Here is a 13,570-nt window from a genome sequence, read left to right on the forward strand (position 1 = left end):
CGTGACGCCCGTGCTGTTCCGGGGCTGGGAGTCCGTCGAGGGCCGGCGGCCCGACGTGGCCACGGTGGTCGACCACGTCGGCGTGCCGCATCTGGTGGTGACCCGGCACGCCCTGGTCCGGCAGCTGCTCACCGATCCGGCGACGTTCCGGCCGGACAACGCCCTCGACGCGGTGACCCCGATGCCGGTGGCCGCCCTGCGGGTCCTCGCCGGCCACCGGTTCCGGCTCCCCCCGACCCTGGCCAACAACTCGGGGGCCAGCCACCCGGAGATCCGCGGCATCGTCGCCGACGCGCTGCACCCCACCCGGGTGGCCGCGCAGCAGCCCTGGCTGACCGACCTGGTCCGGCGGCGGGTGGCCCGGCTCGCCACCGCCCTCGACGCGGGCGAGCCGGTCGACCTGTACGCCGAACTCGCCGCCGACCTGCCGCTGCTGGTGCTGGCCCGCCTGGTGGAGCTGCCGGACGCCCCGGTCGGCGCGGTCAAGGAATTCGCCCGGGCCGCCCTGGAGCTGTTCTGGGCCCCGCTGGCCGAGGACCGGCAGCTCGCCCTCGCCGCCGAGGTCGGCCGGTTCCACACCGTGCTGCGCGCGTTCGCCGCGACCGGCGGCGGGCTGGCCGCCCGGCTGCGCGACGCCGGGCACTCCCCCGACGTGGTCGTCGGCGCGCTCTTCTTCCTGCTGGTCGCCGGCCAGGAGACCACCTCGCAGTTCCTCACCCTGCTGCTGCACCGGCTGACCGGCGAACCGTCGGTCCGCGCCGGGCTGCGCGCCGGCGAGATCCCGGTCGCCGACGTGGTCGAGGAGGGGCTCCGCCTGGAGCCGCCGATCGTCACCTGGCGACGGATGGCGGCGGTGGACACCACGCTGGGCGGCACCCCCGTCCCGGCGGGCACCAGCATCGTGGCCTGGCTGGCCCGGGCCGGCCGGGACCCGGAGGTGGTCGCCGCGCCGGGCGAGTTCCGGCCGGGGCAGCGCGGCTCCCGGCGGCACCTCGCCTTCGGGGCCGGGGCGCACCGCTGCGTGGGGGCGCAGCTGGCCCGGATGGAGGCGGCGGTGGTGGTCGCCGAGGCGGCGCCGCTGCTCGACGGGGTGACCGTGGTCCGCCCGCCGTGGTGCCCCGACAACCTCACCTTCCGGATGCCGGACGCGTTCGTGGTGCGCCGGGCCTGAGCCGCCCGAGGCAGCGGGCCCGGGCCTGAGCCGCCCGAGGGTGCGGGCCCGGGCCTGACGAAAGTCAGGGTGGGTCGGCGCCGATCGGCAGCGGCGCCGCCACCCGCCCGTTGCCTAGCGTCGGAGCATGATCACACTACGTGGGTTGACGAAACGGTTCGGGACGGCGACCGTGGTCGACGGCCTGACCGTCGACATCGGACCGGGGCAGGTGACCGGCTTCCTCGGCCCCAACGGCGCGGGCAAGTCCACCACCATGCGGATGGTGCTCGGGCTGGACCGGCCGACCGCCGGAGCGGCCCTGGTCAACGGCCGGCCGTACCGGGAACTGCGGCACCCGCTGCACGAGGTGGGCGCGCTGCTGGACGCCACCGGCATCCACCCGACCCGCTCCGGCCGGTCCCACCTGCGGGCGATGGCCCGCAGCAACGGCATCCCGGCCCGCCGGGTGGCCGAGGTGCTCGACCTGGTCGGGCTGGACGGGCGCGCCGCCGACAAGCCGGGACGGGCACTGTCGCTGGGCATGGGCCAACGGCTCGGGATCGCCGGCGCGCTGCTCGGCGACCCGCCCGTGCTGCTGCTCGACGAGCCGGTCAACGGCCTCGACCCGGACGGGGTGCGCTGGATCCGCCGGCTCACCCGGACCCTCGCCGACGAGGGACGGACCGTCCTGCTCTCCAGCCACCTGATGAGCGAGATGCAGCAGACCGCCGACCGGGTCATCGTGCTCGGCAAGGGTCGACTCGTCGCCGACGCGCCGCTGGCCGAGCTGATCGCCGCCGGCCCGGCCCCGTCGGTCCGGGTACGCGGCCCCGAACCGGCCGGCCTGGCGGCGCTGGGCGCCCGGCTGACCGCCGAGCGGGCGACCGTGACCGCGTACGACACGGACGGCCTGACCGTCACCGGCGCCTCCGCCGACCGGGTCGGTGACCTGGCGTACGAGCTGGGGGTGCGGCTGCACGAGCTGACCCCGGTGGCCGCCTCACTGGAGGAGGCGTTCCTGGAACTCACCGCCGACAGCGTCGAGTACGCCGCCGGCGCGGCCGGAAACGAGGCCCGATGACCACCCTGCCCACCGCCCCGCCGACCACCCGGCCGGCATCCCCAAACGCCCCGACGACCAGTCCGTTCGCCGGTGCCGTCGCCGCCGAGTGGACCAAGCTGTGGTCGGTCCGGTCCACCTGGTGGACGCTGCTGGCGGCGACGCTGACCATGGCGGCCACCGCCGCCCAGCTGGCCATCTACGCCGTCAACGCCAACACCGACGACGACCCGACGGTCAACCCGGGCATCCTGCCGGTCGGCGACATCGTGACCGGCTCGCTGGAACTCACCCAGTACGTCGTCCTCGCCCTCGGGCTGTTCGCCGTCACCAGCGAGTACGCCACCGGCACCATCCGCACGACGCTGCGCTGCACCCCGTCCCGCGGCCGGGTGCTGCTGGCCAAGGCGGTCGTGGTCGGCGTCGTGACGTTCCTGGTCGGGCTGCTGCTCGGCGGCGTCGGCGCGGCGGTCGCCCGGCCGGTGCTGGGCGAGTGGGGCCGCGCCCCGCTCGGCGGAACCCTCGGCGACGTGGCCGCCTCGGCCGCGTACCTCGCGCTGGTCGGCGTGCTGGCGCTCGGGCTGGCGGCGGCGCTGCGCGGCGCGGTGCTCACCCTGACCGTGCTCTTCGCCCTGCTGATGATCGTGCCGCTGTCGCTGCAGGAACCGGGGATCACCGTGCTCACCCGGATCGCCGACGGCTTCCCGGGCGTCGCCGGCAGCCACTTCCTGGCCGGGGACACCGAGCCGTACCCGGCGGCGGTGGGGCTGCTGCTGCTCGCCGGCTGGGCGGCGGCCGCGCTGCTGCTCGGCCGGTACGCGCTGGGCCGCCGGGACGCGTGAGCGAGGGCGGGGCTGGTCAACCGGCCGGCGGCACCAGCCCCGCCTCGTACGCGAGGATCGCCGCCTGCACCCGGTTGCGTACGTCCAGTCTGGTGAAGATGCTGGTCAGGTAGCTCTTCACGGTGCCCTCGACGAGGTGCAGCCGGCGGCCGATCTCGGCGTTGGACAGGCCCGCCCCGACCAGGGCCAGCACCTCCCGCTCCCGGTCGGTCAGCCCGGCGAGGCGGTCCCGGGCCTGCGGCCCCCGCGCCATCCGCCCGCCGCTCAGCTCGATCACCCGGCGCGCCACCCGGGGCGACAGGTACGCCCCACCGTCGGCCACCGCCCGGATCGCGGCGAGCAACTCCCGGGGATCACCCGACTTGAGCAGGAACCCGCTCGCCCCCTGACCGAGCGCCCGGGCGATCAGGTCGTCCTCACCGAAGGTGGTCAGCATGAGCGTGGCCGTCTCCGGCACCAGCCGGCGGATCTCCGCCGCCGCGCTGATCCCGTCCCACCTGGGCATCCGGATGTCCAGCAGCGCCACCCGGGGCCGGCGGGCGCGGACCAACTCCACGGCCGCGTGGCCGTCGCCGGCCTCGCCGACCACCTCGATCGCCGGGTCGGCGGCCAGGATGGCGCGCACCCCGGCGCGGACCATCGCCTCGTCGTCGGCGAGCACCACCCGCAGGGGGTGCCCGTGGTCGTCGATCACTGCGCGATCCGCTCCTTGCTGACCAGCCGGCCGTCGGAGAAGCAGAGCCGCCAGGTCGGCTCCGCGAAGGGGAAGTTGCCGTCGGTGTAGTACTCACACGCACCAGGGGCGTCGTCCGCCGTCGGCGGGGCCGCCTGCCGGCGGGGCAACCCGAGGCCGTCCCGGGGGTCGCCGACCCGCAGCCGCTCGTACCCGGCCCGATCGAGCACGGCACCCGCCGTGGCGAGCGGGTAGTAGACCAGGGCGAGCACGAGCCCGAGAACGGCCGGCGCGCCGAACGCCATCAGCAGGCTGCGCCGCACCCGGCGGCGGGCGTCCCGCAGCCGCCGTGCCTCCTCCCCGGATTGCTCGCCCGACGCTCGGCCGGGGCCGCTCGCGTCCGGCCCGCCGTCGGTCCGGCGCGCCACAGCGCCTGCTCCGGGCGCCGCACCGTCGGGCAGCGCGGCCGGGAGGGGCCGGGTGTCCGCGTCGGCGGTCAGCGGCAGCCGTGCGGACACCTGGAAGCCGCCGTCCCGGGGGCCCGCGTCGAGCGTCCCGCCGGCGAGGCGGACCCGCTCGCGCAGGGCGAGCAGACCGCTGCCGTCGGACGCCGGCGCTGGCAGCGGCCCGGCCGGCGGTGTCGCGTTCACCACGCCGACCACCACCTCGTCGCCGCTCCGCTCGACGGTGACGGTCACCGCGGCGCCGGGCGCGTACCGGGCGGCGTTGGTCAGCGCCTCGCGCACCACCCGATGGACGGTGTGCGCGGCCAGCGGAGGCAGCGCGCCGATCTCCCCGGCGGCCCGCAGCGCGACCGTCATCCCGGCGTCGCGGGCCCCGTCCACCAGCTCCGCCACGGTCTCGCCGGCCGGGCGCAGCGAGCCCGGCCGGTCCTCCCGGAGCACGCCGATGATCTCGCGCAGCCGCTCGGTGGCCGCGGCCACGCTGACCCGCAGCTCCCCGGCCGCGGCCCGGTGCGCGGGAGCCAGGTCGGGTGCCACCTCCAGCCCCGCGGCGCGCAACGCGATCAGGCTCAGGTCGTGGCCCAGCGAGTCGTGCATCTCCTGGGCGATCCGGGCCCGTTCCCGCAGCCGGATCCGGTCGACCGCGCTGCGCCGCTCGCGCTCCTCCGCCTCGGCATGCCGCCGCTCCGCCTGCGCCAGCGCCCGCTGCTGCCGCCGGTGCCGCCCGAGCAGCCAGGGGAACACCCCGGCGAAGAGCAGCACCGAGGCCAGCAGGAACCAGGTCTCCGGCTCGGTGCCGAGCAGCCCGAGGTTGAGCGAGCTCCCGCCGACCGCGATGGCGCCGAAGACCGCTGCCGGTCGCCCGGTGCCGGTGCTGCGCCGCCCCGCGAGAAAGCTGAACACCGGGATGGCGAAGACGAAGTTGCCGTCGAGCAGCGAGCCGAACACCACCGCCACCAACGCCGCCAGGGGCAGCCGCCGGCCGAGCGTCACCGCGAGGGCGAGCAGCGCCAGCGACCCGACCAGCAGCGGCACCGCGTACCGGGGATAGGGCGGGGTGACCCCGGCGTACGCCACCGGCGCCGACACCGCGGCCCACAGCAGCAGGTCGCCGACCCACCGCCGGCCGGTCGGCCCGCGGTCGGGGTCCGGGCGTCCCGCCCACCACCAGCGCAGTTCCACGGCGGCCACGGTACCGACGGCCGGCCGGGCCGGGCACCGACGAAAGTCAGGTGGTCAGCTCGCGTCCTCCGCCCAGGCCCGCCAGTCGTCGAGCACCCCGTACAGGGCGGGGGTGAGCCAACCGGGGGCGGACCGGCGGAACACCCCCGGGTCCATCGCGCCGGCGCCCATCGGCACCGCGCCCAGCAGGTTAGGCACCAGGTCGGACAGGTTGAGCCAATGCACCAGCTCCGGCTCGGCCGGCCAGGCCCCGATGACCACCCCGGCGGGGACCGCCCGGCGGTCCAGCGCCTCCAGGGTGAGTGCGGTGTGGTTCAGCGTGCCGAGCCCGGCGCGGGCCACCACCACGGCCGGCGCGCCCAGCGACACCGCCAGGTCGGCCACCGTCCAGGGCTCACCCGACGGCCGCAGCCCCATCGGTACGAGCAGCCCGCCGGCCCCCTCCACGAGCACCAGATCGTGCTTGTCGGTCTCCTCGCGGATCGCGTCGACGGCGGTGTAGAGCTCCAGCGGCGGCAGCTCGGCGACCCGGGCCGCGGCCAGCGGGGCGAGCGGGTCCGGATAGCTGGCCAGGGTCCGGCCGGTGAGCGGGGCAGCCAGCCGGGTCACCGAGTCCACATCGCCGGGCTCACCGGTGGCCGTACCGGTCTGGCCGGGCTTGACCACCGCCACCCGCAGCCCGGCGGCCTGCGCGGCGGTCGCGATCGCCGCGGTCACCACCGTCTTGCCCACCTCGGTGTCCGTCCCGGTCACCAGCACCGGCCCGGTCCAACCATTCGTCATGAGGCCACCTCTGTTCGCGGCTGCGGGGCTCGCAAATCCGGCTCACTCCTCGCGCTCACGGTGCCGCTCTCGGTTCGCGACTGCGGGGCTCGCAAACCCGGCTCACTCCTCGCGCTCACGGTGCGCACTCCACGATGACATCCAGGGCCCGACCGAAGTCCGCCCGCGCCACCCCGGCGCCGATGGTAAGCCGGAGCCGGGAGCGGCTGTCCGGCGTGGACGGCGGCCGGAAGCAGCCCACCGCCACGCCGCGGTCCCGGCAGTCGGCCGCCCACGCGGTCGCCGCCTCCGGGCCGGGCGCGGTCACCGACACCACCGCCGCGTCGGGCGCGGAGACGTCCAGCCCGGCCCCGCCCAGCCGGCGTACCGCGAGGGCGGCCCGTTCGGCGAGCTCGGCGCGCAGTTCGTCGCCGGCCCGGGCCAGCCGCACCGCGGCCAGCACGCCGGCCGCGACCGCCGGGGGCAGCGCGGTGTCGAAGATGAAGGTGCGGCCGGTCTCCACCAGGTGCCGGACGAACTCCGCTGGCCCGGCCACCACGCCGCCCGCACCCCCGAGCGCCTTGGAGAGGGTGGCGGTCACCACCACGTCGGGCTCGCCGGCCAGCCCCGCCGCGACCACCCCGCCGGCCCCGACCGGACCGGTGACGCCGAGCGCGTGCGCGTCGTCGACCAGCAGCAGGGCACCGTACCGGCGGGCGACGGCGTGCAGCGCGGCCAGTGGGGCGAGGTCGCCGTCGACCGAGAAGACCGACTCGGTGACCACCACCGCGGGCCGGCCCGGGGCGGCGGCCAGCGCGACGGCCACCGCGTCGACGTCGGCGTGCGGGGTCACCACGGTCTCCGCGCCGGAGATCCGGCACCCGTCGATCAGCGAGGCGTGGTTGTGGGCGTCGGAGACGAGCAGCGTACGCGGCTGCACCAGACCCCGGACGGCGGCGAGGTTGGCCAGGTAGCCGGAGGAGAAGACCAGCGCCCGGTCGGCGCCGAGCCAGTCGGCCAGCGCGTCCTCCAGCGCGTGGTGCAGGTCGGTGGAGCCGCGCACCAGCCGGGACCCGGTGGCCCCCAGCCCGTACGCGGACAGCGCCGCGGCGGCGGCGGCGGCGACCTCCGGGTGGGTGGCCAGGCCGAGGTAGTCGTTGCCGGCCAGATCGATCACGGGGTCGCCGGCCGCGCGCGGGCGCAGCGCACGGGTGAGCCCCGCCTTGGCCCGCAGCTCGGCGCGGCGGTCGAGCGCCGCCAGCCAGTCCGCCACCGTCCCGCCCCTTCCCGCCGATCGTCGCCCCTCGGGCCCTTCCGCCGGGCGAAATTACCACCCGCCTCGGCAGCCCCGGCGGATCCGCTCCGCGGTTGACTTCAACCTCGCTTCAGCTTCGATGCTCCGCGGATGAGAAATCCGACGCGCCGGATGGCCGCACTGCTGCGCCGCGGTGTCGAAGTCGCCCTGTTGCTGGCCGCCGCCGACCCGAGCCTGCCACCGCCGACCCAGGCGCTGCTGGTTGACGCGCTGGTCACCCCCGACGCGGAGCCGATTTCTCCTCGACCACCGGGCTTGTAGGGTACGAGCCATGCCAGAGATCCTCGACCAGGCCCGCACCCGGGTGCTGGAGAACGGCGTCGGCCTCGACGAGGCCGGTGTCCTCGCCGTGCTGAACCTGCCCGACGAGCACCTGCCCGCCGCGCTCCAACTCGCCCACGAGGTACGGATGCGCTGGTGCGGCCCGGAGGTCGAGGTCGAGGGCATCGTCTCGCTGAAGACCGGCGGCTGCCCCGAGGACTGCCACTTCTGCTCCCAGTCCGGCCTGTTCACCTCGCCGGTCCGCTCCGTCTGGCTGGACATCCCGGCGCTGGTCGAGGCGGCGAAGCAGACCGCGGCGACCGGGGCGACCGAGTTCTGCATCGTGGCCGCGGTGCGCGGCCCGGACGCCCGGTTGATGAAGCAGATGCGCGAGGGCGTGGCCGCCATCAAGGCGGAGGTGGACATCCAGGTCGCCGCCTCGCTGGGCATGCTCACCCAGGAGCAGGTCGACGAGCTGGTCGAGATGGGCGTGCACCGCTACAACCACAACCTGGAGACCTGCCGCTCCTACTTCCCGAACGTGGTCACCACGCACTCCTGGGAGGAGCGCTGGGAGACGTTGACGATGGTCCGCGAGTCCGGCATGGAGGTCTGCTGCGGCGGCATCCTCGGCCTCGGCGAGTCGGTGGAGCAGCGGGCCGAGTTCGCCGCGCAGCTCGCCGAGCTGGACCCGCACGAAGTCCCGCTCAACTTCCTCAACCCCCGCCCCGGCACCCCGCTCGGCGACCGTCCGGTGGTGGAGGGCAAGGACGCGCTGCGGGCCATCGCCGCGTTCCGGCTGGCCATGCCGCGCACCATCCTCCGGTACGCGGGCGGCCGGGAGCTCACCCTCGGCGACCTGGGCACCCGGGACGGCCTGCTCGGCGGCATCAACGCCGTCATCGTCGGCAACTACCTGACCACGCTGGGCCGGTCGGCGACCGACGACCTGAAGCTGCTGGACGAGCTGAAGATGCCGGTCAAGGCGCTGTCGGCGACCCTGTAGAGACCCACCAGGTGAGGACGACGTGACCGAGCTTGTCGAGCCCGCGACGGCGCGGCGCTGGTGCGACCGCTGTGGTGAGCCGGCCGACGCCGGCGCGCACGCGGCCTGCCAGGCGGCGCGCGAGCTGGAGCCGCCGCGCTACTGCGCCCACTGCCGCCGCCGGATGAAGGTGCAGGTCGTGCCGACCGGCTGGTCGGCGGTCTGCGTCGAGCACGGCGAGAGCAGGGGCTGACGTGCTGCAGGGGCGGGCGGTGACGTTACGACCGGCGACGGACGCCGACGTGCCCGCCCTCGCCGCGATCCGCGCCACCCCCGAGGTGAGGCGCTGGTGGCGCGGTGGCGACGACCTCGCCGAGGCGGTCCGCGCCGACCTGGCCGACGACGACCTGACCGTGTACGCCATCGAGCACGACGGCCGGGTGGTCGGCGCCATCCAGTGGTACGCCGAGACGGACCCCGACTACCGCCACGCCAGCCTGGACATCTTCCTCGACCCGGCGGTACGCGGCGCCGGCCTCGGCGGGGACGCCATCCGCACCCTGACCCGGCACCTGGTCGACGAGTACGGCCATCACCGGTTCACCATCGACCCGGCGGCGGCGAACACGGCGGCGATCCGCGCGTACGCGAAGGTGGGCTTCCGCCCGGTGGGCATCATGCGGCGGTACGAGCGCGGCGCGGACGGGCGCTGGCACGACGGACTCCTCATGGACCTCCTCGCCCACGAACTGCCCGACTGAGTCAGCCGTCCCAGACCAGGTGGCCGTCGGGTAGGCGGCGGGCACCCGCCGCGGGGCGGTGCGGACTGAGCCGGCCGTCCGGCATGAGGTGCCGCACCGGCACCCCCCGCCCGAATGCCGCCACGTCGGCGATGAGCCGCCGGTGGCAGCGCCACCAGACGCTCTCGCTGCACATCACCGCCGTGGTCCGCCGGGCCGCGTCGGCCAGCACCTCGTCCAGCGCCGCGTCGAACTCCGGCGTCCGGGTGTAGGCGGCGTACGCCCGGAACGCGGCGACCGTCCACCAGGTGTCCGGCTCCGGTTCCCCGGCGCGCACGTGCCGGCGACCGCCGAGGCGGGGCTCCCAGCGGTAGGCGATGCCCCGCTCCGGCAGCCAGCGCTCGAGCGCCTCCCGTCGGACGTCCGGGTTGGTCCGGCTGGCCGGATACCGCCGTACGTCCACCACGAGGGCGATCCCCGCGCCGGTCAGCAGTTCCCCCAACCGCTCCCGATCGGCCGCCCCGTGCCCCACCGTCAGCAACACGTACCCCAGGTTGCCCCGAATCTCGGGCGCTTACCGCTCGAACACGAACGGCAGGTGGCCGAGATCGGTGGCTGGTTCTGCACCGGAGCCTCGATCCGCGTTACCTCGACACGCACCCGAAGTGTTCCTGCAGCTCAAGCCGAACGTCCGATGTCACCGGTGCGGGGCCGGCGTGCGATCATGTGCCGTCACCTCTCCCCATCTCGGAGGATTCCTCATGCCACAGCGTCGGCACGTGGCGCGCGCGGCTGTGACCGCGTCCGCGGCCGCGGCCTGCCTCGCACTGGCCACCCCGGCTTGGGCGTCGGCCACCGTCACCAACCCCACCCTGCGTCAGGCCGGCCAGCACATCCTGGCCTCAGCCGGGGGCTTCAACCAGGGCTTCGGCAAGTGCGCCGGCGCGGAGCAGCAGGTAGCCGGCGAGGACATCTGGGTCTTCATCTGGCCCGGCAACGGCGTCGAGAGCGTCGACGCGGTGAACATCGGCTGGGACACCGACAACAACGGCACCGCCGACACCTTCAAGACGCTCGCCGACGGTCACTTCACGACCGACAACGGCGCCAAGAAGGTCTGGTTCGCCACGCCGACCGGCTGGAAGCTGGAGAGCGGCGAGTCGACCATCCACGGGCAGGTACCGCAGGACAAGTTCAACCTGACCCACACCTGCGCCGGCACCGGCACCGGTGGCGAGACGCCGCCCCCCACCACGCCGCCGGTCGAGGAAACCCCCACCCCCACCCCGCCGGTCGAGGAAACCCCCACCCCGACCCCGCCGGTCGAGGAGACCCCGACCCCGACCCCGCCGGGTGAGTCGGGTGCTCCCTCGGAGACCCCGTCGCCGAGCACCTCGGTGGGTGGCGGTGCCGGCGGTGGCAGCGAGGGTGGTCTGCCGCTCACCGGCGTGGCCGCGACCAGCATCGCGCTCACCGGCGTTCTACTCATCGGTGGCGGCGTCGTGCTGATGACCATGCGTCGTCGCCGGGACAAGGTCACCTTCACCAGCTGACCTTCGCGCTACCTGGGAACCGGCCGTCGGACCTTCCGGCGGCCGGTTTCCGTCATTGTGGGGACTGACCGGACCGGCGGAACCACGAAACGACAGGCGCTGGATACGATCTTGAAGTGGATGCTCTGAACCCCCACCGCACCGCCGTCGTCCTGATCGACCTGCAGCGTCGCATCGTGGACCTGCCCACCGCCCCGCACACCGGCCCCGAGGTCGTCGACCGGTGCGTCGCGCTCGCCGAGGCGGGCCGCGCCGCCGGCGCCACCGTCGTGGTGGTCCGCGTCGACCGGCCCGGCGCCGACCCGCAGCCTGCGGGAAGCGAACTGCTTCCCGAGGCGGCGCCGCGCGACGACGACGTGCTGGTGGTCAAGCACAGCTGGGGCGCCTTCCACGAGACCGGCCTGGACGCCACGCTGCGCGCCCGAGGGGTGGACACCCTGGTGATCGGCGGGCTGGTCACCAACTTCGGCGTCGAGCAGACCGCCCGGATCGGCGACGAGATCGGCTACCGGGTGGTGCTGCCGCACGACGCGATGTCCGGGTTGGACGAATACGCGCACGAGTTCGCGGTCGACTACGTCTTCCGCCGGCTCGGCACGGTCTGCACGACGGCCGAGGCGATCGCGGCACTGCGCGGCTGAACCCTGGCGGGCATTGACGGACGACCCCGGCCACCAACCACCCGACGTGGATCACATAATCGGTCAGCATCGATAGAATCTCCACGTATTTCCAGGTGGACGCCAGTGCGGGACGACCGCAGCCGGCGCCAACCGGTGGATCCGGCGTCCTGGCATACGAGCGTACGGTTGCCCGCGCGCTCGACCGCGCGGGACAGTACGCCTCACCAGCGGTGCCATCGACGCCGCCGCTCCCTGGACAACCCTGAGGAGATCGCGATGGCTCTCAGACTCGCCGACGGCACCTCCTGGTCCGACACCCTCGCCCGCGCGGTGGCTGCCGCGCCGGAAGCCTTCGGCACCACACCGGACGGCACCGCCACCCTGCACAACCTGATCGAAGGCGGATGGCAGCCGGTCGGCGCGCCGACCCCGGTGCGCACCCCCGTCGACAACACCGTCCTGGTGAACCTGGCCCGGCTCGACGCCGACGCGGCGCGCCGGGCCGTCGCGCACGCCGCCACCGCCCACCGGGACTGGGCGCGGACCCCGCTCGCCGACCGCAAGGCTCGGGTCACCGAGGCCCTCGACGCGCTCACCGCCCACCGTGACCTGCTCGCCATGCTGCTGGTCTGGGAGATCGGCAAGCCGTGGCGGCTGGCCTGCGCCGACGTCGACCGCGCCCTGGACGGCGTGCGCTGGTACGTGCAGGAGATCGACCGGATGCTCGCCGACGGCCGCGAACCGCTGCCCGGCCCGGTCAGCAACATCGCCTCCTGGAACTACCCGATGAGCGTGCTGGTGCACGCCGAACTGGTGCAGCTGCTCGCCGGCAACGCGGTGATCGCCAAGACCCCGTCCCAGGGCGGCGCGGTCTGCCTCACCGTGGCGCACGCCCTGATGCGCCGCGCCGGGCTGCCCGCCACCCTGGTCTCCGGCAGCGGCGAGGAACTCTCCGAGGTCCTGGTGCGCGCCCCGGAGATCGGCGCGGTGGCGTTCGTCGGCGGCCGGTCCAACGGCGGCAAGGTGGCCGCGGCGCTGCTGGACTCCGACAAGCGGCACTTCATCGAGCAGGAGGGCCTCAACGCCTGGGGCATCTGGAACTTCTCCCAGTGGGACCTGCTCGCCGCGCACCTGAAGAAGGGCTTCGAGTACGGCAAGCAGCGCTGCACCGCGTACCCGCGGTTCGTGGTCCAGCGGGACCTGGTCGACGAGTTCCTCGACATGTACCTGCCGGTCGTCCGCTCCGTACGCTTCGGGCACCCGCTCGCCGTCGGCGCCGACTGGTCGGCCGGCGACCCGCTGCCCGAGCTGGACTTCGGCCCGCTGATCAGCGCCGCCAAGGCGGAGGAGCTGCGCCGCAAGGTCGACGAGGCGGTACGCGGCGGCGCTGTGCCGCTGCACCGGGGCAAGCTCGACGGGGCACCCTTCCTCGACGGGCAGGACACCTCCGCGTACGTGGCGCCGGCCGTGCTGCTCGCCCCACCGGGGCGGTCCCGGCTGATGCACGCCGAGCCGTTCGGCCCGGTCGACACCATCGTCGTGGTGGACACCACCGACGAGCTGCTGGCGCAGATGAACGCCTCCAACGGCGCGCTGGTCGCCTCCCTCGCCTGCGACGACGAGGAGCTGGCCGGCAAGCTCGCCGTCGACCTGCAGGCGTTCAAGGTGGGCATCAACAAGCCCCGCTCACGCGGTGACCGGGAGGAGCCGTTCGGCGGCCGGGGCGCGTCCTGGAAGGGCGCGTTCGTCGGCGGCGACCTGCTCGTACAGGCGGTCACCGTGGGCGGCGACGGCCGGCTCTACGGCAACTTCCCCGACTACAGCAGCTACCCGACGACCTGACGACCCGGGCAGGGCCCCCGCACCGGGGGCCCTGCCCGGGTCACCGTCCCCCGCACCGGAGGTCGGCCAGGTGGCGCCGGGTCGGCGCCGGTACCGGTCACCCGCCCGACGTCGA

General features: G+C 74.9%; 15 protein-coding genes. 10 read left to right on the top strand and 5 right to left on the bottom strand.

What is annotated here, in order from left to right; translation table 11 throughout:
• The first annotated feature begins 1 nt into the window (after position 1).
• The 3 genes from ABZ783_RS00315 to ABZ783_RS00325 all read left to right on the top strand — a co-directional run bounded on the left by ABZ783_RS00315 (position 2) and on the right by ABZ783_RS00325 (position 3,055).
• Positions 2-1,171 carry a cytochrome P450 gene (locus ABZ783_RS00315; RefSeq protein ID WP_357433214.1) on the top strand — a complete coding sequence of 390 codons (1,170 nt, stop codon included), beginning with the start codon at positions 2-4 and terminating at the stop codon, positions 1,169-1,171.
• A 127-nt stretch (positions 1,172-1,298) separates the two neighbouring features.
• Complete coding sequence (locus ABZ783_RS00320; protein ID WP_357433216.1) at positions 1,299-2,234, top strand: ATP-binding cassette domain-containing protein; 936 nt, start codon at positions 1,299-1,301, stop codon at positions 2,232-2,234.
• Positions 2,231-3,055, top strand: a complete 825-nt coding sequence (locus ABZ783_RS00325; protein WP_357433218.1) for an ABC transporter permease — start codon at positions 2,231-2,233, stop codon at positions 3,053-3,055. Before ABZ783_RS00320 ends, ABZ783_RS00325 begins: the two co-directional genes overlap by 4 nt.
• Positions 3,056-3,071: 16 nt before the next feature.
• Here the strand turns inward: ABZ783_RS00325 and ABZ783_RS00330 are convergent, their stop codons facing one another.
• From ABZ783_RS00330 to ABZ783_RS00345, 4 genes are all read right to left on the bottom strand, one after another.
• Entirely contained in the window at positions 3,072-3,749 is a 678-nt protein-coding gene (locus ABZ783_RS00330) for a response regulator transcription factor (protein WP_357433220.1), read from the bottom strand.
• Entirely contained in the window at positions 3,746-5,374 is a 1,629-nt protein-coding gene (locus ABZ783_RS00335) for a histidine kinase (RefSeq protein WP_357433222.1), read from the bottom strand. Before ABZ783_RS00335 ends, ABZ783_RS00330 begins: the two co-directional genes overlap by 4 nt.
• Positions 5,375-5,428: 54 nt before the next feature.
• Complete coding sequence (gene bioD / locus ABZ783_RS00340; protein WP_357433224.1) at positions 5,429-6,157, bottom strand: dethiobiotin synthase; 729 nt, start codon at positions 6,155-6,157, stop codon at positions 5,429-5,431.
• Positions 6,158-6,272: 115 nt separating this feature from the next.
• Positions 6,273-7,409 carry an 8-amino-7-oxononanoate synthase gene (locus ABZ783_RS00345; protein WP_357433226.1) on the bottom strand — a complete coding sequence of 379 codons (1,137 nt, stop codon included), beginning with the start codon at positions 7,407-7,409 and terminating at the stop codon, positions 6,273-6,275.
• 132 nt (positions 7,410-7,541) lie between these two features.
• Between ABZ783_RS00345 and ABZ783_RS00350 the strand changes: the two genes are divergently transcribed.
• The 4 genes from ABZ783_RS00350 to ABZ783_RS00365 are packed head-to-tail and all read left to right on the top strand — an operon-like array spanning position 7,542 to position 9,458.
• Complete coding sequence (locus ABZ783_RS00350) at positions 7,542-7,712, top strand: hypothetical protein (protein WP_357433228.1); 171 nt, start codon at positions 7,542-7,544, stop codon at positions 7,710-7,712.
• A gap of 10 nt (positions 7,713-7,722) precedes the next feature.
• The gene (gene bioB / locus ABZ783_RS00355) at positions 7,723-8,718 is read left to right on the top strand and encodes a biotin synthase BioB (protein ID WP_073836388.1); all 996 of its coding nucleotides are present in this window, start codon (positions 7,723-7,725) and stop codon (positions 8,716-8,718) included.
• A gap of 22 nt (positions 8,719-8,740) precedes the next feature.
• Positions 8,741-8,950, top strand: a complete 210-nt coding sequence (locus tag ABZ783_RS00360; protein WP_073836389.1) for a hypothetical protein — start codon at positions 8,741-8,743, stop codon at positions 8,948-8,950.
• A gap of 1 nt (position 8,951) precedes the next feature.
• Positions 8,952-9,458: a GNAT family protein gene (locus ABZ783_RS00365; protein ID WP_357433231.1), complete on the top strand. Its 507-nt coding sequence runs from the start codon at positions 8,952-8,954 to the stop codon at positions 9,456-9,458.
• Between the two features lies 1 nt (position 9,459).
• Here the strand turns inward: ABZ783_RS00365 and ABZ783_RS00370 are convergent, their stop codons facing one another.
• Positions 9,460-9,981, bottom strand: a complete 522-nt coding sequence (locus tag ABZ783_RS00370) for a DUF488 domain-containing protein (protein WP_357433233.1) — start codon at positions 9,979-9,981, stop codon at positions 9,460-9,462.
• A gap of 217 nt (positions 9,982-10,198) precedes the next feature.
• On the opposite strand from ABZ783_RS00370, the gene ABZ783_RS00375 reads away from it, so the two are divergent.
• The 3 genes from ABZ783_RS00375 to ABZ783_RS00385 all read left to right on the top strand — a co-directional run bounded on the left by ABZ783_RS00375 (position 10,199) and on the right by ABZ783_RS00385 (position 13,455).
• A complete protein-coding gene (locus ABZ783_RS00375; RefSeq protein WP_357433235.1) occupies positions 10,199-10,990 on the top strand; it encodes an LPXTG cell wall anchor domain-containing protein in 792 nt (263 codons plus the stop codon).
• Positions 10,991-11,106: 116 nt separating this feature from the next.
• A complete protein-coding gene (locus tag ABZ783_RS00380; RefSeq protein ID WP_357433237.1) occupies positions 11,107-11,631 on the top strand; it encodes an isochorismatase family protein in 525 nt (174 codons plus the stop codon).
• 258 nt (positions 11,632-11,889) lie between these two features.
• Positions 11,890-13,455, top strand: a complete 1,566-nt coding sequence (locus tag ABZ783_RS00385) for an aldehyde dehydrogenase family protein (RefSeq protein ID WP_357433239.1) — start codon at positions 11,890-11,892, stop codon at positions 13,453-13,455.
• Positions 13,456-13,570 lie beyond the last annotated feature (115 nt).

It is taken from the genome of Micromonospora sp. NPDC047738 (genome assembly GCF_040642675.1).
Classification (GTDB): Bacteria; Actinomycetota; Actinomycetes; order Mycobacteriales; family Micromonosporaceae; genus Micromonospora.

Excerpts from the sequence above, each read along its gene's own strand:
- ABZ783_RS00385 (WP_357433239.1), top strand. The coding sequence starts at position 11,890 with ATGGCTCTCAGACTCGCCGACGGCACCTCCTGGTCCGACACCCTCGCC.
- bioD (WP_357433224.1), bottom strand. The coding sequence starts at position 6,157 with ATGACGAATGGTTGGACCGGGCCGGTGCTGGTGACCGGGACGGACACC.
- ABZ783_RS00325 (WP_357433218.1), top strand. The coding sequence starts at position 2,231 with ATGACCACCCTGCCCACCGCCCCGCCGACCACCCGGCCGGCATCCCCA.
- ABZ783_RS00320 (WP_357433216.1), top strand. The coding sequence starts at position 1,299 with ATGATCACACTACGTGGGTTGACGAAACGGTTCGGGACGGCGACCGTG.
- bioB (WP_073836388.1), top strand. The coding sequence starts at position 7,723 with ATGCCAGAGATCCTCGACCAGGCCCGCACCCGGGTGCTGGAGAACGGC.
- ABZ783_RS00350 (WP_357433228.1), top strand. The coding sequence starts at position 7,542 with ATGAGAAATCCGACGCGCCGGATGGCCGCACTGCTGCGCCGCGGTGTC.
- ABZ783_RS00375 (WP_357433235.1), top strand. The coding sequence starts at position 10,199 with ATGCCACAGCGTCGGCACGTGGCGCGCGCGGCTGTGACCGCGTCCGCG.